Annotated in this window: 20 protein-coding genes; 10 read left to right on the top strand and 10 right to left on the bottom strand. The window is 73.8% G+C overall.

The window, feature by feature from the left end; translation table 11 throughout:
* Window positions 1-38: 38 nt before the first annotated feature.
* The 3 genes from ACPCK6_RS08575 to ACPCK6_RS08565 form a co-directional block, all read right to left on the bottom strand.
* Window positions 39-1,739, bottom strand: a complete 1,701-nt coding sequence (locus ACPCK6_RS08575; RefSeq protein WP_423480805.1) for an ABC-F family ATP-binding cassette domain-containing protein — start codon at window positions 1,737-1,739, stop codon at window positions 39-41.
* A 199-nt stretch (window positions 1,740-1,938) separates the two neighbouring features.
* Window positions 1,939-3,786 carry a glycoside hydrolase family 15 protein gene (locus ACPCK6_RS08570; protein WP_318335140.1) on the bottom strand — a complete coding sequence of 616 codons (1,848 nt, stop codon included), beginning with the start codon at window positions 3,784-3,786 and terminating at the stop codon, window positions 1,939-1,941.
* Window positions 3,787-3,861: 75 nt separating this feature from the next.
* Window positions 3,862-4,818 (bottom strand): NAD(P)/FAD-dependent oxidoreductase, encoded by a 957-nt coding sequence (locus tag ACPCK6_RS08565; RefSeq protein WP_423480804.1) that lies wholly within the window; start codon window positions 4,816-4,818, stop codon window positions 3,862-3,864.
* An 80-nt stretch (window positions 4,819-4,898) separates the two neighbouring features.
* On the opposite strand from ACPCK6_RS08565, the gene ACPCK6_RS08560 reads away from it, so the two are divergent.
* On the top strand, window positions 4,899-5,483 hold the full coding sequence (locus ACPCK6_RS08560; protein WP_423480803.1) for a helix-turn-helix domain-containing protein: 585 nt from the start codon (window positions 4,899-4,901) through the stop codon (window positions 5,481-5,483).
* Window positions 5,484-5,535: 52 nt separating this feature from the next.
* Complete coding sequence (locus ACPCK6_RS08555; RefSeq protein WP_423480802.1) at window positions 5,536-6,333, top strand: alpha/beta fold hydrolase; 798 nt, start codon at window positions 5,536-5,538, stop codon at window positions 6,331-6,333.
* 1 nt (window position 6,334) lies between these two features.
* Here the strand turns inward: ACPCK6_RS08555 and ACPCK6_RS08550 are convergent, their stop codons facing one another.
* Window positions 6,335-7,762: an MFS transporter gene (locus ACPCK6_RS08550; protein ID WP_423480801.1), complete on the bottom strand. Its 1,428-nt coding sequence runs from the start codon at window positions 7,760-7,762 to the stop codon at window positions 6,335-6,337.
* 74 nt (window positions 7,763-7,836) lie between these two features.
* Entirely contained in the window at window positions 7,837-8,295 is a 459-nt protein-coding gene (locus tag ACPCK6_RS08545; RefSeq protein ID WP_396884015.1) for a MarR family winged helix-turn-helix transcriptional regulator, read from the bottom strand.
* Window positions 8,296-8,399: 104 nt separating this feature from the next.
* Between ACPCK6_RS08545 and ACPCK6_RS08540 the strand changes: the two genes are divergently transcribed.
* A complete protein-coding gene (locus ACPCK6_RS08540) occupies window positions 8,400-9,275 on the top strand; it encodes a universal stress protein (RefSeq protein ID WP_396884016.1) in 876 nt (291 codons plus the stop codon).
* A 173-nt stretch (window positions 9,276-9,448) separates the two neighbouring features.
* Entirely contained in the window at window positions 9,449-10,663 is a 1,215-nt protein-coding gene (locus ACPCK6_RS08535; protein ID WP_423480800.1) for an ROK family transcriptional regulator, read from the top strand.
* Between the two features lie 120 nt (window positions 10,664-10,783).
* On the opposite strand, the gene ACPCK6_RS08530 is transcribed toward ACPCK6_RS08535, so the two are convergent.
* Together ACPCK6_RS08530 and ACPCK6_RS08525 are read right to left on the bottom strand one after the other, a co-directional pair.
* A complete protein-coding gene (locus ACPCK6_RS08530) occupies window positions 10,784-11,716 on the bottom strand; it encodes a phosphotransferase (protein WP_423480799.1) in 933 nt (310 codons plus the stop codon).
* A gap of 40 nt (window positions 11,717-11,756) precedes the next feature.
* Window positions 11,757-12,332: a dihydrofolate reductase family protein gene (locus tag ACPCK6_RS08525; protein ID WP_423480798.1), complete on the bottom strand. Its 576-nt coding sequence runs from the start codon at window positions 12,330-12,332 to the stop codon at window positions 11,757-11,759.
* Window positions 12,333-12,424: 92 nt separating this feature from the next.
* On the opposite strand from ACPCK6_RS08525, the gene ACPCK6_RS08520 reads away from it, so the two are divergent.
* Entirely contained in the window at window positions 12,425-13,003 is a 579-nt protein-coding gene (locus ACPCK6_RS08520; protein WP_396884020.1) for a TetR/AcrR family transcriptional regulator, read from the top strand.
* Window positions 13,004-13,077: 74 nt separating this feature from the next.
* Complete coding sequence (locus ACPCK6_RS08515; protein WP_194801070.1) at window positions 13,078-14,223, top strand: polysaccharide pyruvyl transferase family protein; 1,146 nt, start codon at window positions 13,078-13,080, stop codon at window positions 14,221-14,223.
* Between the two features lie 9 nt (window positions 14,224-14,232).
* Here the strand turns inward: ACPCK6_RS08515 and ACPCK6_RS08510 are convergent, their stop codons facing one another.
* A complete protein-coding gene (locus ACPCK6_RS08510; protein WP_396884021.1) occupies window positions 14,233-14,439 on the bottom strand; it encodes a DUF8847 domain-containing protein in 207 nt (68 codons plus the stop codon).
* An 85-nt stretch (window positions 14,440-14,524) separates the two neighbouring features.
* Between ACPCK6_RS08510 and ACPCK6_RS08505 the strand changes: the two genes are divergently transcribed.
* Window positions 14,525-15,046 (top strand): DinB family protein, encoded by a 522-nt coding sequence (locus tag ACPCK6_RS08505; RefSeq protein WP_423480797.1) that lies wholly within the window; start codon window positions 14,525-14,527, stop codon window positions 15,044-15,046.
* Window positions 15,047-15,050: 4 nt separating this feature from the next.
* On the opposite strand, the gene ACPCK6_RS08500 is transcribed toward ACPCK6_RS08505, so the two are convergent.
* Window positions 15,051-15,911 carry a carbohydrate kinase family protein gene (locus ACPCK6_RS08500; protein ID WP_423480796.1) on the bottom strand — a complete coding sequence of 287 codons (861 nt, stop codon included), beginning with the start codon at window positions 15,909-15,911 and terminating at the stop codon, window positions 15,051-15,053.
* An 85-nt stretch (window positions 15,912-15,996) separates the two neighbouring features.
* Here ACPCK6_RS08500 and ACPCK6_RS08495 point away from each other — a divergent pair, with 85 nt between their 5' ends.
* Window positions 15,997-19,278, top strand: coding sequence for an SNF2-related protein (locus tag ACPCK6_RS08495; protein ID WP_423480795.1), 3,282 nt, complete (start codon window positions 15,997-15,999; stop codon window positions 19,276-19,278).
* Window positions 19,275-20,330: an SWIM zinc finger family protein gene (locus ACPCK6_RS08490; protein ID WP_423480794.1), complete on the top strand. Its 1,056-nt coding sequence runs from the start codon at window positions 19,275-19,277 to the stop codon at window positions 20,328-20,330. The genes ACPCK6_RS08495 and ACPCK6_RS08490 overlap by 4 nt, the downstream gene beginning before the upstream one ends.
* A 51-nt stretch (window positions 20,331-20,381) precedes the next feature.
* Here ACPCK6_RS08490 and ACPCK6_RS08485 read toward each other — a convergent pair whose 3' ends face one another.
* Window positions 20,382-20,639, bottom strand: a complete 258-nt coding sequence (locus tag ACPCK6_RS08485) for a DUF3040 domain-containing protein (protein WP_135241429.1) — start codon at window positions 20,637-20,639, stop codon at window positions 20,382-20,384.
* A gap of 448 nt (window positions 20,640-21,087) precedes the next feature.
* Here ACPCK6_RS08485 and ACPCK6_RS08480 point away from each other — a divergent pair, with 448 nt between their 5' ends.
* Window positions 21,088-23,136: a DUF1800 domain-containing protein gene (locus ACPCK6_RS08480; protein WP_423480793.1), complete on the top strand. Its 2,049-nt coding sequence runs from the start codon at window positions 21,088-21,090 to the stop codon at window positions 23,134-23,136.
* The last annotated feature ends 12 nt before the right edge of the window (window positions 23,137-23,148 follow it).

Genomic DNA, 23,148 nt, shown 5'->3' with positions numbered 1-23,148 from the left:
AGGCATGAATATGCCTCTCGGTCATACGCTCGAAGCCATCAACCTTCCGGCAGGCGTGACCCTGTGTCACCGGACGGCCCGGCGTCGCCGGCGGTGAGCGGCAGCGTGGGCCAGGACGCCAGGTCGTGGAGCATCTGCCGGTCGTGGGTGGCGACGACTACCGCAGCCCTGGTCGTCAGCAGGGCGGCGGTGAGGTCGTCGACCAGCGGCGCGGACAGGTGGTTCGTGGGTTCGTCGAGGATCAGCAGGTCGGGACGTTCGGCCAGGCGCAGCGCCAGGTTCAGCCGCCGTTGCTGTCCGTGCGACATCCGGCCGACCGGGGTACGCCGGGCCTCGGCGTCGAGCAGGTTCGTCGCGCCCAGCGGCAGAGGGGTGCCGGAGCCGAGGCGTCCGGTGGAGCGCAACCGGCCCACGTGCTGTTCGTACAGGTCATGGGCGAGCATCAGGGGAGGCCAGTCCGGCACCTCCTGACCGAGGTACGCCACCCGCGCGCCGGACGGGTGACGGACCTCGCCGGTCGACGGCACGAGGTCGCCGGCCAGCACGGAGAGCAGCGTCGACTTGCCCGCGCCGTTGGGCCCGGTCACCAGCAGGCGGTCCCCGCCGTCGAGCGTGAGCGTGACCCGGGTACGCAGACGCCCTGCGACCGTCACGTCGTGGCACCGCAGGATCGGCAGTCCGGCCCGGGTGTCCAGCGGTGGCCAGCGCAGTGGCTGCGGTGGCTCCGGGACGGTGATCCGGTGCTCGTCGAGCGCCTCCTGTCGGCGTCGCAGCGCCTGCACCAGGCCGGGGGCGCGGGACTGGCGCTGGTGCTTGCCGTGGCCCTTCTCCGGACGCCAGCCGGTGCTGAGCCGGCCCCGCGCCTCCCGTACCGCGTCGGTCAGCCGCTGGTGCTCGGCCTGCTGCGCCTCGTGGTCGCGTACCCAGTGCGCGAAGTCGCGGCGACGCCCGTCCTGCCAGGCGGCGTAGTCCCCGGCGTAGCGGCGCGGGCGGCCGTCCGCGCTGGGGTCGAGGTCCAGGAACTCCGTGGCGACGTCCCGCAGCAGGGCACGGTCGTGGGTCACCAGCACCACGCCACCCGGGTGCTCGCGCAGCCGCGCGGTGAGGAAGGCCAGGCTGGCCGCGTCGAGGTGGTTGGTCGGCTCGTCCAGCATCAGCAGGTCGACCCGGGCCCCCAGCAGGCACGCCAGCCGGACCCGGTAGCGCTGGCCGACCGACAGCGTCGCCAGCGGGCGCTCCCGGTCCGGGCAGGCGTCGAGACCGGCCAGCGCCACGTCGACGCGCCGCTGCGCGTCCCAGGCGTCCAGCCGGGTCGCCGCGTCGAGCGCTGCCGCGTATGCGTCGTCCGCGCCCGCCCGGCCCTCGGCCAGCGCGGTGGCGGCGTCGTCCAGTGCCCGTAGCGCGCGTTCGGACTCCCGGGTCGCCCCGTGGACGAGCGTGCCCACCGTCTCGCCGTGGCGCGACTCCAGGTTCTGCCGGGCGACGCCGATCGTGCCCAGTCGCTCCACGGTGCCCTGGTCGGGCAGCAGGATGCCGGCCAGCACGTGGAGCAGTGTGGTCTTGCCGCGGCCGTTCTCGCCGACGACCGCCAGGCGGGATCCGGCGGAGACGGTCACGCTGACGTCGGACAGCACGACCCGGCCGCCGCGTGCCACGCGGACGCCGTCGGCGCGGACGTGCGCCCGGTGCCCGGCGGGCAGCAGGCCGCTCTGGGTGGAGATGTTGTCGAGGTTGTTCACAGTCCGCTCTCGGCTCGTCGTGGAGCCGGGCAGCGCGAGGACACCGCCCGGCGGGAACGCCAGGACGGCGGAGCAGAGCTGGTACGTCAGAAGAAGCCGGTCACCCTGCCGCCGTCAGCGGAGGGACCAGGGCTTCATGACGGCGGCGTGGAACCTCATGCGGTCAAGGCTACCCGGAGCCGGACCGGGGCCGCCGGGATTATCGGCGGAGGCGGGCGTCGGCCTCGGCGTCGAGCAGGTCGTTCACCGTCAGCGCCGAGTTGATCAGCGCGAGGTGGCTGAACGCCTGCGGATAATTGCCGATCTGCTCACCGGTGGAGGCGATCTCCTCGGCGTACAGGCCGAGGTGGTTGCTGAAGGTGAACATCTTCTCCAGGGTGAGCCGGGCGTCGTCCAGCCGGCCGGAGCGGGCCAGCGCCTCGACGTACCAGAAGGTGCACATGTTGAACGTGCCCTCGTGGCCGGGCAGCCCGTCGGGGGAGTGCACCGGGTCGTACCGGTGGACCAGGCTGTCCGAGACGAGATCCCGCTCGATCGACTCCAGCGTGGACAGCCACAGCGGGTCGCTGGGCGTGACGAAGCCGACCGCCGGCATGTAGAGCAGCGCGGCGTCGAGCACGTTCTCGTCGTACGCCTGCACGAAGCTGCCGCGTTCCCGGTGGAACCCGCGGGCCATGACCTGGTTGTAGATCCGGTTGCGCTGCTCGGTCCAGCAGCTCATGTCCCCGGGCCGGCCGGTGCGGGTGGCCAGCCGGATGGCCCGGTCCAGCGCCACCCAGGACATCACCCGGCCGAACGTGTAGTTGCGGGGGTGGTGCCGGCTCTCCCAGATCCCGGCGTCGCGCTTGTCCCAGTTGTGGCAGAGCCAGTCGACCAGGCGCACGGTGCTCTTCCACACCTGGTGCGACACCCGGATGCCCTGCTCGTCGGCGAGGTGCATGGCGTACAGCGCCTCGCCGTGGATGTCGAGCTGAAGCTGGTCGGCGGCGCCGTTGCCGATGCGTACCGGGCGGGAGCCCCGATATCCCTCCAGGTGGTCGAGCACCTCCTCGTGCAGGTCCGAGGAGCCGTCCACCCGGTACATGATCTTCAGCGGGTCCTGGTGGTCGCCGGCTTCGCGGATGCGCTCGTCCAGCCAGTCCATGTACCGGCTGACCTCCTCGGTGAACCCGAGACCGAGCAGCGCGTGCACCGAGAACGAGGTGTCGCGTACCCAGGTGTAGCGGTAGTCCCAGTTGCGGGAGCCGCCGACCAGCTCGGGCAGCGCGGCGGTCGGCGCGGCGATCATCGCGCCGGTCGGCGCGTACGTCATGAGCTTGAGCGTGATGGCCGAGCGCTCGACCATCTCCCGCCAGCGCCCGGTGTAGCGGGAGCGTTCGACCCAGCGCCGCCAGTAGTCCCGGGTCCACTCGAACATGCCCTGGACCTCTTCCGGCGGGATGATCCTGGGTTCGTCGCTGCCCGTCTCCAGGATCACCCCGCCGGTGTCGCCCTCCTTCAGCGTGCCGTAGGCGATCAGGTCGCCGTCCTCCATGCGGATCTCGCCGGTCTGGGCCCAGAGCTGCCGTACCGGGTCGATCGGGTTGAAGGTGAGCGTCGCCGACGGGCTGCGGAACAGGTAGCCGTTGCGGTGCCGCTCCACCTCGTGGCGCTCGCGGGCGTAGTCGAACCGGGGCCGGCACTCCACCCGGAAACGCATGCTGCCGCGCACCATGTTGACCATGCGGACCAGGCGGTGCGAGTCGGTGACCCGCTCGCCGGTGACCGGCATGAAGTCCATCACCTCGGCGACGCCGTCCGCGCTGATGAACCGGGTGATCAGGATCGGTGTGCCGGGCAGGTAGAGCTGCTTGGTGACGTACCGGACCTCGTGCGGGGCGATCTGGAAGAAGCCGCCCTTCTCCTTGTCCAGCAGCGCGGCGAAGATGCTCGGCGAGTCGAAGCGCGGCGCGCAGAACCAGTCGATCGTCCCGTCACAGGTCACCAGCGCGGCGGTCTGCAGGTCGCCGATGAGCCCGTGATCCTCGATCGCCGGATAGCCCTTCACATCGCCCCCCAGGTTCCGACTGCCCTCTCCGACTCAACCTAGGGGAAGAATTGTCAGGTTAGGGGTGATTCGTGGTCACCCACCCGCCTGCGCGCCACGGTGCGCCTCGACCGCCCGCTGGGTCTCCGCCTGCACCAGGTCCGCGTTGATCATCGCCGCGGTCCAGGCGCCCGCCGCCGCGGCGGCGCCGACCTGCGCCGACAGGTTCGTCACGTTGCCCGCGACCCACACCCCGGGCACATCGGTACGCCCCGACTCGTCGGCCGGCAGGTACTCGCCCATCCCGCTGGGGTGGGGTTGCGGGCGCAGGCCCAGCCCGGCCAGGAACCCGGCGCGCGCCACCATCCGGGGCGCGACGGTGAGCACCTCGCGGTCGACGGTGCGGCCGTCGCGCAGGCGTACCCCGGTCAGCCGGTCCCCGGCGGTCTCGACGGCCGCGATCTCGCCCTCGACCACCGGCACGCCGCGCGCGGCGAGCTGCTCGGCCTGCTCGTCCGTGAGCGGCGGCGCGGTGTGCCGCAGGTAGACCACGTCGTCGCTCCACTGCCGGAACAGCAGCGTCTGGTGCACCGACATCGGGCCGCTGCCGATCACCCCGATCGGCCGCTCGCGCACCTCCCAGCCGTGGCAGTACGGGCAGTGCACCACGTCCCGCCCCCAGCGCTCGCGCAGGCCGGGCACGTCGGGCAGCTCGTCGACCAGGCCGGTGGCGACCAGCACGTGCCCGGCGCGTACCCGGCGGCCGTCGGCGAGCGCCACCGCGAACCCGTCGCCGTCGCGGTCCACCGTCTCGGCCCGGCCCTCGGTCAGGTGCCCGCCGTAGCGGCGCACCTCGTCCCGGCCGCGCGCCAGGAGCTCGGCCGGCGGCACGCCGTCGTGCCCCAGCAGGGCGTGCACGCCGTCGGCGGGCGCGTTGCGGGGCTCGCCCCCGTCCACCACCAGCACCGACCGGCGTGCCCGGGCCAGCATGAGCGCGCCGTTGAGCCCGGCCACGCCGCCGCCGATCACCAGTACCTCGTAGTTCTCGGTCATCGTGACCACCTCCGCGACCAGATTGCGGCGAGGTCGGGCAGAACTGCAAACTCTGTTGCTGATGTGGCAAACTAAGGGCCATGGACGACGACCTCGACCAGGCCCTCGACGCGGTCGGCCCCCGGCTGCGCGCGCTGCGCCGCGAGCGGGAGACCACACTCACCGACCTCTCCGCCGCCACCGGCATCTCGGTGAGCACGCTGTCCCGGCTGGAGTCCGGCGGCCGCAAACCCACGCTGGAACTGCTGCTCCCGCTGGCCCGCGCGCACGGTGTCACGCTCGACGAACTGGTCGGCGCCCCACCCACCGGCGATCCCCGCGTCCACCTGCGGCCGGTCGCCGCGTTCGGGATGACCATGCTGCCGCTCACCCGCCGCGCCGGCGGCATCCAGGCGTACAAGCTGATCATCCCGTCCGGCGGGCGGTCCGAGCCCGAACCGAAGACCCACGAGGGGTACGAGTGGGTCTACGTGCTCAACGGGCGGCTGCGGCTCGTGCTCGGCGAGCACGACCTGGTGCTCGAACCCGGTGAGGCGGCCGAGTTCGACACCCGCGTCCCGCACTGGTTCGGCCGCGCCGACAGCGAGGGGGTGGAGTTCCTCAGCCTCTTCGGCAGCCAGGGCGAACGCGCCCACCTGCGCGCCCGCCCCCGCGCGTCCCGCTGAGCGGCGTCCGCGAACGCGCCCGCCACGGAGCCGGGGGCGCGACGATCGGCGGGTGACCTATGCGGACGTCGGCGGGCTGCGGATCTGGTACGAGGAGCACGGCACCGGCAAGCCACTGATCCTGCTGCACGGCGGATACGGGTCGACGGAGACGTTCGCGCCGGTCCGGCAGGCGCTCGCCGCGCGCCGCCGGCTGATCGCCGTCGACCTGCGGGGCCACGGCCGCACCGGCGGTCTGGACCGGCCGCTGCGGTACGAGTGGATGGCCGACGACATCGCCGGGCTGCTGCGTCACCTCGGCCTGCCGAACGCCGACGTGCTCGGCTACTCGCTCGGCGGCGGGGTGGCCCTGCGTACCGCGATCCAGCACCCCGCCCTGGTCCGCCGCCTGGTGCTCGTCTCCACGCCGTTCCGGCGGCGCGGCTGGTACCCGGAGACGCTGGCCGCGATGTCCGCCCACGACGAGCGCGCCGCAGAACGCATGCGCGGCACCCCGCCGTACGAGCGGTACGCGCGGGTCGCGCCCCGCCCGCAGGACTGGCCGCTGCTCTGGGCCCGCAGCGGGGACCTGCTGCGGCGCGACTACGACTGGTCCGCCGAGGTGGCCGCGCTGCCGATGCCGGTGCTGCTGGTCTTCGCCGACGCGGACGAGATCCCGGTGAGCCACGCGGCGGAGTTCTTCGGCCTGCTCGGCGGCGGCCACCGGGACGCGGGTGGCGACGGTGCCGCCCGGCCCGCGTCCCGGCTCGCGGTGCTGCCCGGGCTCACCCACTACGACGTGGTGGCCTCACCCGCACTGCCGGCGGCGGTGCTGCCGTTCCTCACCCATCCGGCGCGCGCCCCCGGCTGACTCACCCGACGAGCGCCGGGGCGTCGGCGCGCGCCGCCGTGCGCGGGCGCAGCAGCGCGTACGCGAGCACGACGGCGACCACCACGAGCCCCGCGCCGACCGCGAACGCCGCGTGGAAGCCGCTGGTCAGGGCGGCGGCCCGGTCGTCGCCGAGCGCGATCCGGTCCGCGGTACGGGCGGCGGCCAGCGTGGACAGCACCGCGACGCCGAACGCCATGCCGAGTTGCTGGGTGGTGTTGAACAGCCCGGAGGCGAGGCCGGCGTCCTCGGCGCGGGCGGCGGACATGCCGAGCGCGGTGAGCGCCGGCAGCACCAGCCCGAACCCGCCGGCGAGCAGCATCACCGGGAGTACGTCGGGCAGGTAGCGGCCGTCCACCGGCACCCGGGCCAGCAGCGCGAACATGGCGGCGAGCAGCGTGAGCCCGGCGATCAGCACGGCCCGCTCGCCGAAGCGGGCGTTGAGCCGGGCCGAGACGCCGAGCGACACCGCGCCGATGACGACAGCGGCCGGGAGCAGCGCCAGCCCGGTGCGGGTGGCGTCGTAGCCGAGCACCTGCTGGAGGTAGAGCGTGACGAGGACCTGGAACGCGAACGTCGCGGCCACGGTGAGGACCTGCACCACGTTCGCCACGACGACGCCGCGTGAGCGCAGCAGCCGCAGCGGCATGAGCGGGCGGCGCGCGGTGGCCTGCCGGACCACGAACCCGGCGACCAGCGCGGCGGCGAGCGCGCCCAGGCCGAGCGTGTGCGCCGACGTCGCGCCGTACCGCTCGATCGTGACCACCGTGTAGATGCCGAGCACCAGCCCGGCGGTGACCAGCAGTGCGCCCGCCACGTCGGCTCCGGCGGTCAGGCCCAGACCCCGGTCCGCTGGCAGCGTGCGGACCGCGAGCACGATCGTCACAAGGCCGATCGGCAGGTTGATCAGGAAGATCCAGTGCCAGCCCAGCGCGTCGGTGAGCAGGCCGCCGGCGACCTGGCCGATGGCCGCGCCGGCGGCGCCGGTGAACGCGAACACGGCGAAGGCCCGCGCCCGCCCGGCGGCGTCGGGGAAGAGCGTGACCAGGATGCCGAGGCTCACCGCCGTGGCCGCCGCGCTGCCGACGCCCTCGAGGAAGCGGGCCGCGACGAGCGTGGCGCTGTTCGCCGCCACCCCGGCCAGTACGGAGGCGGCGGTGAACAGCGCGGTGCCGCCGAGGAACATCGTCCGGCGCCCGATCAGGTCGCCGAGCCGGCCGGCGAGCAGGAGCAGGCTGCCGAACGCGATCAGGTACGCGTTGACGACCCAGCTCAGGCCGGCCGGGGAGAAGCGCAGGTCGCGCTGGATGGCCGGCATCGCCACGGTGACGATGCTGCCGTCGAGGATGGTCATCAGGGCGCCGGTGGCGAGCACGCCGAGGGCGAGCCGCCGGGAGCGGGGAGCGGACATGGGGTCCTCCTGTCGAGAGGTGCGACAGGAGAGACCGTAACGGATAGTTCCGTTACAGACAATCTATTGAGGGACTATTGGCGGGCCCGGCGGGCCGGCTTCGGACTCTGCACCGGCGTGGCCAGGTGGCCGGCGGTCAGGCGTTCCAGCGCGCGCAGGAAGACCTTCCGCTCGTCGTCGGGCAGGCTCGCCAGCGCCTCGGCGTGCACCCGGTCGACGATCTCCTGGCTGCGGGCGGCGACCCGGGCGCCCTCCTCGGTGACCGCGATGATCCGCGCCCGCCGGTCCGTACGCGACGGACGCCGCTCGGCCAGCCCGGCCTGCTCCAGCGCGTCCACCGTCACCACCATCGTCGTCTTGTCCATGTCGCCCATCTCGGCGAGCTGGATCTGCGTACGCTCCTCGGGCAGCGCGTGCGCGAGCACGCAGTGCATCCGTGCGGTCAGCCCGATCTCGGCGAGCGCCGCCGCCATCCGGGTGCGCAACACGTGGCTGGTGTGGTCGAGGAGGTACGACAGGTCCGGGGTGCTCATCCGCCCAGCGTACCGATGATTCCGTGGCGGATGATCCGGCTCGGACCCGGTCCGGGCCCGGATACGATCTTGTGAGATGTCGTCGGTGAGAGAGGTTGGGTGCGGTGAGCGACGAGCACGGCAGGCAAGTGGTGGTGGGTTACGACGGGTCTCCGGCCGCCAGCGCCGCCATCGAGGTGGGGGCGTTGCTGTTCCCCGGCGCGCACGCGTGGATCGGGCATCTGTGGACGCCTCCGTTCGCCAGCGAGGAACTGCGCAAGCGGCTCTGGACCGGCACCCGCAACATCAACGTGTTCGTCGAGGCGATCGAGCGCGAGGGCGGCCGGGAGGCCGACCGGATGACAGCGGTCGGCGTGATGCTGGGCCGGGCCGCCGGCTGGGACGCCGAGCCGCTCGTGTGCCGCAGCTACGGCGGTGAAGGTCTCCGGCTCGCCGAGCTGGCCGACGAGAAGCAGGCCGACGTGCTGCTGCTCGGCTCGCGGGGACTCGGCGGCGCCCGCGCGGTGCTCGGCAGCGTCTCCGACATGGCCGTGCACTACAGCCCGCGTCCCGTGCTGGTCGTGCCGCACCCGCTGCTGACCGACGAGTACGACGCGCTCGCCGCCGGGCCGGTGGTGGTCGGCTGGGACGCCTCCGCCGGATCCGAGGCCGCGCTCGCCGCCGCCCGCCGCCTCTTCCCCGAGCGGGAGATCGTCCTGGCCGCCGTCGACGGCGACGAGGGGGACACGCCGGAGACCGTCGACGGGCAGCCGGTGACCACGGTGCGCGTGCGCGCCGGCGGCGGTGCTCCCGGCCGCGCGGTCGCCGACGCGCTCTCCACCGTGGCCACCGAGCGCAAGGCGAGCCTGGTGGTGGTCGGCTCGCGTGGCCGCACGGCGGTCCGCAAGATCCTGCTCGGCAGCGTCGCGATGGCCACGCTGCACCGCGCCCACCGGCCGGTGCTGGTGGTGCCGCACAGCCCGGTCCGCGAAGCCGAGTAACGCTCCGGCGCGGTCATCCTCGCCGGCTGGACCGTCACGGGTGTCTTCCGGACCGGGAGACACCCGCGACGGTCCACTCGTGCTTCGGCAGTCCGGTTCCGCGCTGGCTGCTGTCGATGTGTGCCAACTATCCTCGGTCTCGGAGAGCCAGTCGCCATCCGACGGAGTGGTCGATGCTGAAAGGTCTGGCAGCGGACCGGCACGCGCAGGGGGACAGCCGCCGGCACAACCTCGGCGCGCTGCTGCGGCGCGTCCACCTGACCGGCCCGGTCACGCGCGTCGAGCTGGCCGACTGGATGGGCGTCAACCGCAGCACGGTCATGGCGCTCACCGCGGAACTGGCGGCGGGCGGCCTGGTCCGGGAGGTGGCGGCCGGTGGCAGCGGGCGGGCCGGGCGTCCGTCGCGTGTGGTGCGTCCCGCGTCCGACACCGTCTACGTCCTCGCGTTCGACATCGCCGTGGATCGGCTCGTGGCCGCCCGCGTCGGGCTCGGCGGGGTGATCTCGGCGCGGCTGGAGGCGGAGCGGCCGCGGGCCGGCGCCGACCTCGACTCGGTGGTCTCGGTGCTCGCCGACTTCGGGCGGGCGCTGCACCACGCCGCGCCACCCGGGTCGGTGTGCGTGGGCGTCGGCGCCTCCTACTGCGGCATGATCCGGCCGGGGGACGGGATGGTCCGGTTCGGACCGGACATGGGGTGGGTGGACCAGGCGTTCGGCGCCGAACTGGCCGGGCGGCTGGACCTGGGCCTCCCTGTCCTGGTCGGCAACGAGGCGCACCTCGGGGCGCTGGCCGAGCATCAGCGCGGGGCCGGCGTCGGCGTGCAGAACCTCGTCTACCTGCACGGTGACGTGGGTGTCGGCGGCGGGATCATCGTGGGCGGGGAACTGCTCGACGGCGACGGCGGGTACGCCTCCGAGGTCGGGCACATGCTTGTGAACCCGTACCAGGGGCGAGCCTGCGGCTGCGGCTCGCGCGGGTGCCTGGAGGCCGAGGTCGGTGAGCGGGCGCTGCTCGACGTCGCGGGCCGACCGGCGGAGGAGAAGGGGCGCGAGGCGGTACGCGCGGTGGTCGCCGCCGCCGCGCAGGGGGAATCGGCAGCGCAGGAGGCGCTGCGGCACATCGGTGACTGGCTGGGCATCGGCGTGGCGAACGTGATCAACCTGTTCAACCCGGGCGTGGTGATCTTCGGGGGGACGCTCCAAGAGGTCTTTCCGGTCTGCGCCGCCCACGTCCGCAGCCGGATCGCCGCCAACGTGCTCCCCATCTCCCGCGACAAGGCCCGCCTGCGGGTGTCCGCACTCGGCTACGACGCGACCTTGATCGGCGCCGCCGAACTGGGCTTCTCCCCGTTGTTCGCCGACCCCCTGGGCATCCCCGCCCGGGGGTAACCCGACGCGTGTCGGCGCGCTTCGTCGATCTTGGACTTGTGGTGCCTGGGATGTGGCTTTGGCGAGCCTTGTGAGGTGCCACAAGTCCAAGATCGACGGTGACATTCCCCGGCCCGGGGGTCAGGTCTTGAGGCGGTGGGTCAGCCAGGGGAGCAGGGACTCGCCCTGGAGGCGCTGGAAGGCCCGCACCGTCGGGATGCCGGGTGGTGGCGGCTGGCGGGCGCCGTCGAGGAAGAAACCGGTGAATCCGGCCAGCACACCCGTCAGGTCGGCCGGGTCCACGCCTGCGGTCAGTGTCCGGGCGGCCAGCAGCGCGTCCGGGTCGTGTCCGCCGTACACCTGCACGTTGACGACGGTGAGCAGCGTGTCCAGCCAGGCCGGTCCCCGGCAGGCCCAGGGCCAGTCGACGACGGTGACGGATCCGTCCGGGCCGAGCAGCAGGTTGTCGGCGCGGACGTCGACGTGGCAGAGCGTGTCGCCGGCGAGCGCGGCCAGCCCCCGGTCGGCGGCGGCGCACAGTTCGGGCAGGTGGGACCGGGCCCACGGGTCGAGGTCGGCCGGCGGGTCGGCGGCGAGGCGCCGCCAGCCGCCGAAGTCGTGAGCGAGCCGCTCGGCGGCGGTGGGGGTGGGCGCGGCGGCCGGCGCCGGGGTGAGCGCGCCGGCCATCGTCTCCAGCGTGGACAGCACGGCGGTCAGTTCGCCGGCCCGCCACGGCGTGACCGGGTGCCGGCCCTCCACGTCGGTGAAGACGAGCGCGATCCAGTCGCCGTCGTCGTAGCTGCCGAGCAGCCGGGGCGCGGGCGTGTCCGGCGGCAGGGCGGTGGCGATGCGGGCCTCGGCGCGGTGCAGGCCGGGACTGCGGTCGTTCTGCGCCGGGCTGACCGCCTTGACGAAGGCCCGGCCACCACCTGCGGTACGGACCCGGTCGGCGGTGCCGGGGGAGAAGCCGCCCGGCTGGGATCGCGCCGCCACCACCCGGTCGCCGAGGACGGCCTCGACGCCGTCGCGGACGTGTACGGGCAGTTCGTGCCAGTGCAGCCGGGTCTTCGTCACCGCTCCACGGTGCGTGCCGCCCGCCGTCCGGGGCAACGGGTTAATCGTTGCGCGTGTAGTGCAGGACGACCACGCCGGCGTCCAACGGGCGTGCCGAGGTGAGCGTGAGCCGGCGTGGATCGAAGCCGCTGTCGACGAGCTTGATGCCGCTGCCGACGACCACCGGGTTGAGCTTGACCACCAGCTCGTCGATCTCGTCGAGGAGCTGACCGGCGAGCTGCCCGCCGCCGCAGAGCCAGATGTCGCGCCCGGGCCGGGTCTTCAGCTCGCGGACGAGGGTGGCCGGGTCGCCGTCGACGACGTGCACGTCCGGGTAGTCGGCAGGGGGCAGGGAGCGGCTGAACACGTACTGCTCCAGGTGGGCGTACGGGCTGGTGACGCCGACCTTCAGGCCCGGCTCGTAGCTGCCCCGGCCCATCAGCACGGTGTCGAAGCGGCCGCTCGGCGGGGAGTCGATGCCGAGCTGGGCGTGGGCGAATGTGGGCAGCGTCTGGGGCCACTCGGCCACCAGGTGGGACGCCAGGTCGGGCGTCAGCGGAAGGTAGTCGAACGACCCGTCGGGTGCGGCGATGAAGCCGTCGAGGGTGCTGGCGACGAAGTACACGAGCTTGCGCAAGCCGGCTCCGATGTCCGAGTTTATCCACGACGGCTGTCGTGGTTCGGCGATGAATGTACAACACCTGTCGTGGTTGTTGCTACCGTGTTCGCGTGGCCAGGAATCCGGAACGCCGTACCCTGCTCGCCGACGCCGGGCTGCGGGTGCTCGCCGACGCGGGCGCGCGAGGGCTGACCCACCGGGCGGTCGACGCCGAGGCGGGCGTACCCACCGGCACCACCTCGAACTACTTCCCGTCCCGCGCGGCGCTGCTCGCCGGCCTGGCCGAACGCATCTTCGACCGGATCGCGCCCGACCCGGCCGTGCTGGCCGACCTCGGCCGCCGCGAGCCGTCGCTCGCGCTGATGACCGACTACCTGCGCGACATCGTCGCCCGCACCACCCGCGAGCCGGGCCTCACCCGGGCGTTGTTCGAGCTGCGGCTGGAGGCCGCGCGCCGCCCGGAGCTGCGGGCCGCGCTCGGCGGCGTGCTGCGCCGGGGGTACGCCGACGACGTCGCCCACCACACCGCCGCCGGACTGCCCGGCGGGGCGTACGAGGTGGCGCTGCTGCACTACGCGGTCGACGGGCTCCTGCTCGACCTGCTCACCACCTCGATCGACGCCGGGTTCGACACCGATCAGGTGGTCTCGGACCTCGTCTCCCGTCTGGTCGGCGGCGCCACCGGTTGAGCCTCCTCGCCGTGCGTTAACCCGGGGCGGCCAGCGGGAACGCTGGCGCGGACGCCCCTGGGAAGGAGCAACGGATGAGGGAACGCACCGGACTGACCATCGGCGTGCTCGGCTCCTACGGCGGTCGCAACCTCGGCGACGAGGCGATCCTCACGGGTCTGCTGGACGATCTGCGCCGCCACGAGCCCCACGCCCGGATCATCGTCTTCTCCCGCAACCCGGCGCACACCGCGCTGGCCCACCCCGAGGTCGAGGCGGTGCCGTGGGAGGGCGTCAGCCGGGTCGACTCGTCCCCGGTGCTCAACCAGCTCGACCTGCTCATCCTCGGCGGCGGCGGAATCCTCTACGACAAGGAGGCCCGGCGCTACCTGCGGGTGGTCCGGGTCGCCCAGGAGCGAGGACTGCCGCTGATCACGTACGCGGTAGGGGTCGGCCCGCTCACCGACACGCTGGACAGCGGCATGGTCCGCGAGACGCTGGCGCAGGCAGTCGAGGTGACAGTGCGCGACCAGGAGTCGCGGATGGTGCTGGAGGAGGCCGGCCTGGTCAACCCCATCACCGTCACCGCCGACCCGGCGTTCCTGCTCGAGGCGGAGGAGTTCCCCCAGCAGTGGCTGCGGGAGGAGGGCGTACCGGCCGGCTCCCGGCTGGTCGGGCTGAGCGTGCGGGAGCCGGGCCGGGCCGCCGAGCGGCTCGACGTGGACGGCTACCACCGCCTGCTCGCCCAGATCGGTGACTTCCTGGTGCACCGGATCGACGCGTACGTGCTGTTCGTGCCGATGGAACGCGACGACATCCGGCACTCCCACGGCGTGCTGTCGCACATGACCGCCGCCGACCGGGGCCGGATCCTGCACGGCGACTACCGTCCGGCGCAGATCCTCGGGCTGATGCGCCACTTCGACCTCGCGGTCGGCATGCGTCTGCACTTCCTGATCTTCGCGGCCATGATGGGCACGCCGTTCCTGCCGCTGCCGTACGCCGGAAAGGTCTTCGACCTGGCCCAGCGGCTCGGTGTGCCGGCGCTGCGCGGCGTGGAACGCGAGGTGGAGGGCCCGTTGCTGGCCGAGGTGGACCGGCTGTGGGACGAGCGGGAGGCCCGGGCCGACGCGACCGCGCGACGGGTCGCGGAGGTGTGCGAGCAGGCCCGTGGCACCTCGCAGGTGACCCGGAGCGTGCTGGACAGCATCCGGGCCCGCACGCTGACGCACGCGCTGTGAGCCGGGCCGTCAGACCGCCGGGCCGCGCCAGGCGTAGACCCACTCGCGGCCCGGCTGGTCGCCCGACTCCAGCTCGTAGATCTGCGCCTCCGCGAGCCCCCTCGACCCGAGGTGGTGGTGGGTCAGCGGCGGACGGCCGTTGACGTCCAGCTCGACGGTGACGGTCTCGCCGTCGGCCGCGCCGCCCACCAGAGGGATCTGCACCGTGGAAGCCATGCGCCCATCCTGCCCCGGCCGGCCCGCCCGCGCAGGGGATCACGCGGGGCAGCGGGACGAGCACATCGCGTACTAGGGTCCGGGGATGGCGCACCCGACGATCGATCCGACACTCGGTCCGGTCCTCGCCCGCACGGGCGGCGAACGGGCGATCCTCGACGCGTTCCTCGACTTCCACCGGGCCACGGTGCTGCGCAAGACGCGCGGCCTGACCGACGCCGACGCCGCCCGGCGTCTGGTGCCCTCACTGACCACCCTGGCCGGGCTGCTCAAGCACCTGACCCTGGTCGAGGGCAACTGGTTGCGCCGCCTGTTCGCCCCCGAGCCGGGCGACGTCTACGTCACCTCACAGGACGACGCCGACGCCAGCTTCACACTGGGCGCCGGCGACACCGTCGAGTCGCTCGTCGCCGCGTACGAGGCGGTCTGCGACGAATCCCGCCGGGTCGCCGCCCGCTTCGACCTCGACCACGTGGTGCCGCACCCGCAGCTCGGCGAGGTGTCGCTGCGCTGGGTGCTGGTGCACCTGATCGAGGAGACCGCCCGGCACGCCGGGCACGCCGACATCCTGCGCGAGCTGACCGACGGCGAGACCGGCGCGATCTGACCGGTCACTCGCGGGGCAGCAGCCCGTCCGGATACTCCATCCCGTCGTGGGTGCAGGCGGCGGCCGCCACCCGGGCGGCGTACCGGGCCGCGTCGAGGACGCCCGCGCCACGCAGCCGGGCGGCGATCACCCCGGCCGCGAACGCGTCCCCGGCGCCGTTGGTGTCCACCACCGGCCCCGGCGGGGTGGCAGCGGGCACGTGCGTCGGCGGCACGCCGGGCGTGTGCAGCGTCGCGCCCGCCGCCCCGCCGGTGACCAGCACCGTGCGCGGCGCCAGCTCGGCCGCCTCCTTCGCGGCCCGCTCGCCGAGCCGCGTGTCGCTGACGAAGACCAGGTCCGCGATCCGGGCGAACGGGCGGTGGTAGTCGTTCTCGCCGTCCCAGTCGTGCAGGTCGGTGGAGACCGACGTGGCGGCGCGCAGCACCGCCAGCGAGTCCCGGGCCCAATCCATGATCGACAGGTGGACGTGGGTCGCCTCGGCGACGAGCGCGGCCAGCTCCGCCTCGCCGAACGGCGCCGGTCCCGACCAGGGACGCGGGTCGTGCAGCGACATCCGCCGCCCGGCCGGGTCGACCAGGTTCACCGAGCGGCGGGTGCCGGCCGGCGCGTCCGCGAGCGTGGTCCGGATCGAGGTACACGCCAGCGCCGCCCGGACCACGTCACCTGCTGCGTCGGCACCCAGCACGTCGACGAGCGCCACCCGCAGGCCGAGCGCGTGCGCGGCCAGCGCGACCCCGGAGCCGGTGTTGCCGATCCGCAGATCGATCGGCGGCACCAGCAGCGAGTCGGCGACGGGCGGCGGCAGGGCGGGAACCCGGGCACGGACGTCGACGCCCAGCCCGCCGATTACGAGAAGGTCGACCATGGCGCCGACGATAGCGGCGCCCGGCGGCCTATCCTGACTCCCCGGGCGCCGTCTTCCGGCCCCGGGGCGTCGTTGAGGGGGAACAGTGCTGGTCATCCACGGTCTGTGGCTGCCCGGCGCTGGGCTCGCCCTGTGGGCCGAGGACAGCACGCTCCCGGCCCGCGCGCCCCGCCGCCCCGGCCGCGTCCCGCGCGAGCGCCCGCACCCGTTCGCCGCCGGCCACGCCACGCTGGCCGCCGCGCTCGACGGCCCGCCCGGCGAGCCGATCTCCGTCCGGCTGGACCTGCCGACCCGGGCCGGCTCGCCGCTGGACTCGCCGGAACTGGTCCGGGCCACCGTCGGGGAACCGGTCCGCGGCCCGGTCACCCGCGCCGGATGGCGCGCACCCGCCCTGGGGTACGCCCCGGACGACGCGTACGCGCTGCTGCGCGCGCCGATCCCGGGCCCGGTCGGGGCGAGCCTGCGGCACCTGTGCGAGCTGGCCGACTTCGCCGCCGACCTGGTCGTACGCGGCCGGCTGCTGCCGGTCGTGCTCGAGGCGTACCCCGGTGGTGGTGGACCCGACGGAGGGCCGGCCGCGACCGGCCGGCGGACCTCGGCGCGGCGGTCCCCGGCGGTCCCGGGTGTGGCCGGTCCGGGCGGGGCGGGTGCGGCCCCGGGCGTCGCGAGGCCCGGGCGGCGGTTGCGGGCCGTGGGGACGGACGACGTGGCGACCGGGTGGGCGCTCTGGCGGCCGCTGCTCACCGGCACCGACGCGGGCTGGGCGCGTGACCTGGCGCTGGCGTTGCCACCGGCGGCCCGCGCCGCCCGGGAGTGGCGACCGGAGGCCTGGAGTGCCCCGGGGGCCGTCCGGGACAGCGGCGATCACGGCCCGGCTAGCGGCGCGGCGGAGGACGTGTGGGCCGGGCGGGCCGACGACATCGGGGCCGGTGAACTGGTCACGGAGGCGCTGGACGCGCTCGTCGACGCCGCCGCCCGGGTGGCGCTGGCCGGCCACCGGCTGCACCGGGGGATGCGCCCGGTCGGCGCGGTGCCGCGCTGGCTGGCCGCGCTCACCGGCCCGGAGCGCGCCTTCCCGGCCGAGCCGGACGCGCTGGCGACGCTGCGCGACGAACTGGACGCCTGGCAGCGCGACGCCGCCGGCGGCGCGGTACGGGCCACGTTCCGTCTCGTCGAGCCGGCCGTCGATCCGGTCGCCGAACTGGTCGAGGACGCCGTGTGGCGGGTCGAGTTCGGCCTGCACCCGGCCGACGAGCCGGGGCTCGTGGTGGACGCAGCGCACATCTGGCAGCGGCACGCGCCGGCGCTCGCCGCCCGGGGCGTGGAGCCGCAGGAGACGCTTCTCGCCGAGCTGGGCCGGGCCAGCCGGCTGTGGCCCGAGGTGGACGCCGCGCTGCGTACCGCCGCGCCCGAGGGCATGGAGCTGGACGCCGAGGGCGCGCACCGGTTCCTGCGCGAGGGCGCGCCGGTGCTGCACGCTGCCGGGTTCGGGGTGCTGCTGCCGTCGTGGTGGCGGCGGTCCTCGTCGCGGCTGGGGGCGCGGTTGCGGGCACGCAGCCGTACCGCGCCGGGTGCTGTCGCCACCACCGCCGGGAAGCTGGGGCTGGACGCGCTCGTCGACTACCGCTGGGAGCTGGCGCTCGGCGACGAGCCGCTCACCGCCGAGGAACTGGCGTCGCTGGCCGACCTGAAGTCACCGCTGGTCCGGCTGCGCGGCCGGTGGGTCGAGCTGGACCCGCAGCGGCTGGAGGCCGGGCTGAAACTGCTGCGGTCCTCCGGCGAGCTGACGGTGGCCGACCTGCTCCGGATGGGCCTGTCCGGCGACGACAGCGCCGGTGAACTGCCGGTGCTGGACGTGGTCGCCGACGGCGCGCTCGGCGAACTGCTCGCCGGTGAGGCGGAACGGCGGCTCACCCCGGCCGACCCGCCGCCCGGCTTCACCGGGACGCTGCGGCCGTACCAGCGGCGCGGGCTCGCCTGGCTGGCGTTCCTCCAGTCGCTCGGGCTCGGCGGGATCCTCGCCGACGACATGGGCCTCGGCAAGACCGTGCAACTGCTCGCCCTGCTCGCCGGGGACCCGCCGGAAGCCGGGCCCACGCTGCTGGTCTGCCCGATGTCGCTCGTCGGCAACTGGCAGCGCGAGGCGGCGAAGTTCGCGCCCGGGCTGCGCGTCCACGTGCACCACGGCGCCGAGCGCACCCGCGGTGAGGGCTTCGCCGCCGCGGTGGGCGAGGCGGACCTGGTGCTCACCACGTACTCGGTGGCCGCCCGGGACGCGTTCGAACTCGCAGGCGTCGACTGGCACCGGGTGGTGGTGGACGAGGCGCAGGCGATCAAGAACGCCGCGACCCGCCAGGCCGAAGCGGTCCGGTCGCTGCCCGCGCGGCACCGGGTCGCGGTCACCGGTACGCCGGTGGAGAACCGGCTCGCCGACCTCTGGTCGATCATGCAGTTCGCGAATCCGGGGCTGCTCGGACCGGCCGCGACGTTCCGCAAGCGCTTCGCCGAACCGATCGAGCGGCACGGCGACGCCGAGGTGGCCGAGCGGCTGCGCCGGATCACCGGCCCGTTCGTGCTGCGTCGCCTCAAGACCGACCCGACGATCATCACCGACCTGCCGGAGAAGCTGGAGATGGAGGTGGTCTGCAACCTCACCGCCGAGCAGGCCGCCCTCTACCAGGCCGTGGTCGACGACATGATGGCGAAGATCGAGTCCAGCGACGGGATCGAGCGGCGCGGACTGGTGCTCGCCACCATGACCCGGCTCAAGCAGGTCTGCAACCATCCCGCCCAGCTGCTGCACGACGGCTCCGCGCTGGACGGCCGGTCCGGCAAGCTGGAACGCCTCGACGAGATCGTCGACGAGGTGCTCGCGGCGGAGGAGAAGGCGCTGCTGTTCACCCAGTACGCCGAGTTCGGCGGCATGCTGCGCGGGCACCTGTCGGCGCGTACCGGCCGGGAGGTGCTGCTGTTGCACGGCGGCGTCGGCAAGGCCGAACGGGACGCCATGGTGACCCGGTTCCAGACGCCGCAGGGTCCGCCGCTGTTCGTCCTGTCGCTCAAGGCCGGCGGCACCGGGCTCACCCTGACCGCCGCCAACCACGTGGTGCACGTGGACCGGTGGTGGAACCCGGCCGTCGAGGACCAGGCCACCGACCGGGCGTTCCGCATCGGACAGCGCCGCCGCGTGCAGGTACGCAAGTTCGTCTGCGCCGGCACCGTCGAGGAGAAGGTGGCCGCGATGATCGCCGACAAGCGCAGCCTGGCCCGGTCGGTGGTGGGCAGCGGCGAGCAGTGGATCACCGAGCTGTCCACCGACACGCTGCGCGACCTGTTCCGGCTGGAGTCCGGGGCGGTGGTCGAGTGAGCCCCGGGTTTGACGACTACGGTCCGCCGGTACGCGTCGAGGGCGGCCTGCGGGCACGCAGCACCAGGGGCGCGATCGGGCAGTCCTGGTGGTCCCGGCGGTTCGTGGAGGTGCTGGAGTCGTTCGCGCTCGGCTCCCGGCTCACCCGCGGCCGGGCGTACGCGCGCCGGGGCCAGGTGCTCCGGCTGGACGTGTCGCCGGGCGAGGTCACCGCCGAGGTGCAGGGCTCCCGGCCACGGCCGTACCCGGTGCGGATCGGGCTCGCCACGTACCCGTCGAAGGTGTGGCGGCGACTGGAATCGGAGCTGGCCGGGCAGGCGTTCTTCAGCGCCCGGCTGCTCGCCGGTGACCTGCCCGCCGAACTGGAGGAGCTGTTCGCCGAGGCGGGCGCGCCGCTGTTCCCGGCCGAGATCGACGAACTGGACCAGAGCTGCGGCTGCCCCGACTTCGCGGTGCCGTGCAAACACCTGGCGGCCACGTTCTACCTGCTCGCCGAGGCGTTCGACGCGGACCCGTTCCACCTGCTGCACTGGCGCGGCCGGTCCCGTACCGAGTTGCTGGACCGGCTGCGTACGCTGCGCGCCGCCGACGCCGGCAGCTCGGGCGGAGCCGGCGGCGCGGGCGAAGCCGGCGAAACCGGTGGTACGGGCGGAACCGGTGGCGCGGGCCGGACCGGTGGCGCGGGCCGGACCCGTGGTGCGGGCGGAGTCGGCGGTGCGGGCGCCGAGCCGGTGCCGGGTGCGGAGCCGGAGTCGGCCGGGACGACCGGTGTGCCGGTGGTCGGCGCGGCGCGGGCCCTGGCCGGGTTGCCGCCGGTCGAGGCGGACGCCGAACCGGACCGGTTCTGGCTGTCGCCGGTGGCGCTGCCGGACCGTCCGCCCACGCTCGCCACCGGCCCGGAGCTGCTGCTGCGCCAGCTCGGTTCACCCGGTGCCGGGATCGGCGGGCCGGGCCTGGCCGAGCGGTTGCGCCGGGCGTACCGGGAGTTCAGCCGCGGCGAAGCCGCGCCCTCCGGGGAGTTCGGCCGCGGCGAAGCCGCAGGCGAGCGTTAATAAGGGACCCTTCCTCTACCGGAGGCGTTAATAAGGGGCCCTTCCTTGCACCTAAAGGAGGCGGCGGCGAAAGCGCCACATCACTGCGGCGTTGGCGACGAGCACCACCGCGCAGATCGCCCCGGCGAGCCGTCCGACGAGCACTGTCATCGCCGGCAGCGACGCCCAGAGCACGATCGTCAACAGCATCATGTACCGGCCCCGGCGGCCCTTGATCCGGCTGTCCAACCGGGCGAAGAATCGTGGATCACTCTCCCGCAGCTGGCGGGTGATCTGTTCGAACCTGCGCTGATCCTCTTGGCTGAGCATGGCGGTGCCTTCCCCTCACGGCTTCAGCGGTTCGGCGGCATACCCGGATCGGAGGCCGGTCACGCGCCGCCGCTGCTGCTGTTTCGCCGGACCGGACAGGCGGAACGAGGTTCTCAGCGCAGGCTTATCCGTACCTTAAGTTTCGGTGAGGTGATGAACGCGCCCGGCGGCGTCGCCGGGGTGCGGAACCTCGCATCCGGTCGGTGCGCGCCCGGGTCGGCCCTGCTCCGGAGGTCGCCGTGGCCCCACCGCCGGGCCGGGTGCTCCGCGGCGGGCCTGAGCACCGTCTTAAGTGCGCTCACGGGCGCGTTCGGCGCGCCTTGAGCGGCCGGGACGGCATGGCTACTTTCCCGTAGGCAACTTCTCCGGCAACCGTCGCCGCCCCTGCGCCACCCGACCCCCCTCGGGTGGCAGGCATGCCGGCGCTCGAAGAAAACGGGATAGGTACATGGCCGACCTGAACGTGCCACCGCGTCGACCCCGGGACGACCGCGGCTGGGACGGATACCAGCACCCCCATCCGGACGGGTACCGCGACCCGCACGCCGCGCCGCACCCCGGCGCCCACCCCGCCCCGGGCCCGCAGTGGGTCGGGCCGAACGGCTTCGCCCCCGCCGCGCCGGCCCCCGCCGGTTACCCCCAGCCCGGCGGCTACGCCCAGCCCGCCGGCGGGTACGGCCCGCCGCCCGGCGGTGGACTGCCCGACCTCGACGACGACGGCGACGAGGCCCCGAAGCGGGGCCGGCGCCGGGCGCTGGCCACCCTCGGCGGCGCCGTGGTGGTCGCCGGTGGTGCCGCCCTGGCCATGTCCCCGCAGGTGCGCGGCCTGTTCAGTGACGCGCCGGCCGGTGACGCCACCGGTACGGTGACCACCGACGGCAACGCCGCCCGGCCCAGCGGCCAGCAGCCCAGCACGGTACGGACCTACACCGAGCAGAACGAGAGCTACATGGGCTCCCGGGCCGGCGAGGCGCTCAAGCGCAACGCGCCGTCCGGTGGCCGGCTCTACGGCAGCCCGGCCGCCGCCGCCGAGGCGACGAAGGTGACGGTGAAGACGGTCCTCGCCAAGGATCCGATCCGGCACCTCGCCACCCGCACCACGTTCGCCGCCACCCCGAAGGTGATGGCCGACATCAAGCGGCTCGGCATCGACGACTGGCTGCGCCAGCAGCTCGAACCGGAGAAGATCGCCCCGACGAAGGCCGAACTGAAGCTGGCTGAGCTGCCGTCGCTCAAGCTCAGCCCGACCCAGCTGCGCGACCAGCGCGAGCAGCTCAACGAGAAGGGCGTCGACCCGGCCCGGGAGACGGTGGACGCCACCATCGCCCGGCAGATCTGGTCGGACCGGCAGCTGTTCGAGGTGATGGTCGACTTCTGGAACGACTTCCTGCACGTCGCCGCCGACTTCGACGGCGGGGAGAACTACCGCAACGCGTTCGACCGGGACGTCATCCGCAAGCACGCGCTGGGCAGCTACCCGGAGATGCTCGTCGCCGCGAACAAGCACCCGGCGCTGCTGCTCTACCTGAACCAGGTCGACTCGCGCAAGGACGCGGTGAACGAGAACCTGGCCCGGGAGAACCTGGAGCTGTACTCGGTCGGCGTCGACGGCGGCTACACCGAGAAGGACGTGCGCCAGGCCGCGCTGCTCCAGACCGGACGCGGTGTCGCCGACGGCAAGTACAAGTTCTTCGCCGAGCGGCACTACCTCGGCAAGGTGAAGATCCTCGGGTTCAGCCACGCCAACAACTCCGACGACCCGGTGGCCGCCGACAAGGTCATCGACTCGTACATCCGCTACATCGCGATGCACCCGTCGACCGCGCGGTACGTGGCACAGAACCTCGCCACCCGGTTCGTCTCCGACACCCCGCCGAAGTCCGTGGTGGACCGGCTCGCGAAGGCGTACACCACGAACAAGGGGCAGATCCGGCCGGTGCTGGCGACGCTGTTCAGCTCCTCGGAGTTCTGGGCGGCGATCGGCCAGAAGGTGCGCCGCCCGATGGAGTACCTGGTCGCCACGTACCGGGTGCTCGGCGTCTCGCCGGAAGCGGCCCCCGACTACTCCGGCGACAACCGGCGCACCCCGTTCGCGCAGGGCCTGCGGCAGATCCAGGACAAGATGCGCGAACTGGGCCAGTACCCGATGGGCAAGCCCACCCCGGACGGCTACGCCGACGTCTACCTGGCCTGGACCTCGGCCGGGACGATGATCGACGGCTGGAACGAGGCCGGTGACCTGATCGGCGGCTGGCGCAAGCAGTTCACCTTCGTCAAGCCGGAGAAGCTGGTCGCGAAGCCGCCGGCCACCGCCGGGGCGTACGTGGACGCGCTGGCCCAGCGGCTGGTGCAGCAGAAGCTCAGCGCCAAGGAGAAGAAGCTCGTGCTCGCCGTCGCCGGTGTGACCGAGAGCGCCAAGGTCGACGCCACCTTCAACGGGGCCATCGCCGCTGTCGCGCGGACGATCCTCGCGTCCCCCCAGCACCACCTCCGGTGAGGCATTCGATGG

Source organism: Micromonospora sp. AB353, assembly GCF_049538395.1.
Taxonomy (GTDB): domain Bacteria; phylum Actinomycetota; class Actinomycetes; order Mycobacteriales; family Micromonosporaceae; genus Micromonospora; species Micromonospora aurantiaca.
Note: the sequence above shows the minus strand (reverse complement) of the source record. Positions and strands in the feature narration are given on the sequence as shown.

Excerpts from the sequence above, each read along its gene's own strand:
- ACPCK6_RS08545 (WP_396884015.1), bottom strand. The coding sequence starts at position 8,295 with ATGAGCACCCCGGACCTGTCGTACCTCCTCGACCACACCAGCCACGTG.
- ACPCK6_RS08560 (WP_423480803.1), top strand. The coding sequence starts at position 4,899 with ATGGACGACGACCTCGACCAGGCCCTCGACGCGGTCGGCCCCCGGCTG.
- ACPCK6_RS08515 (WP_194801070.1), top strand. The coding sequence starts at position 13,078 with ATGAGGGAACGCACCGGACTGACCATCGGCGTGCTCGGCTCCTACGGC.
- ACPCK6_RS08535 (WP_423480800.1), top strand. The coding sequence starts at position 9,449 with ATGCTGAAAGGTCTGGCAGCGGACCGGCACGCGCAGGGGGACAGCCGC.
- ACPCK6_RS08550 (WP_423480801.1), bottom strand. The coding sequence starts at position 7,762 with ATGTCCGCTCCCCGCTCCCGGCGGCTCGCCCTCGGCGTGCTCGCCACC.
- ACPCK6_RS08510 (WP_396884021.1), bottom strand. The coding sequence starts at position 14,439 with ATGGCTTCCACGGTGCAGATCCCTCTGGTGGGCGGCGCGGCCGACGGC.
- ACPCK6_RS08565 (WP_423480804.1), bottom strand. The coding sequence starts at position 4,818 with ATGACCGAGAACTACGAGGTACTGGTGATCGGCGGCGGCGTGGCCGGG.
- ACPCK6_RS08505 (WP_423480797.1), top strand. The coding sequence starts at position 14,525 with ATGGCGCACCCGACGATCGATCCGACACTCGGTCCGGTCCTCGCCCGC.
- ACPCK6_RS08500 (WP_423480796.1), bottom strand. The coding sequence starts at position 15,911 with ATGGTCGACCTTCTCGTAATCGGCGGGCTGGGCGTCGACGTCCGTGCC.
- ACPCK6_RS08480 (WP_423480793.1), top strand. The coding sequence starts at position 21,088 with ATGGCCGACCTGAACGTGCCACCGCGTCGACCCCGGGACGACCGCGGC.
- ACPCK6_RS08485 (WP_135241429.1), bottom strand. The coding sequence starts at position 20,639 with ATGCTCAGCCAAGAGGATCAGCGCAGGTTCGAACAGATCACCCGCCAG.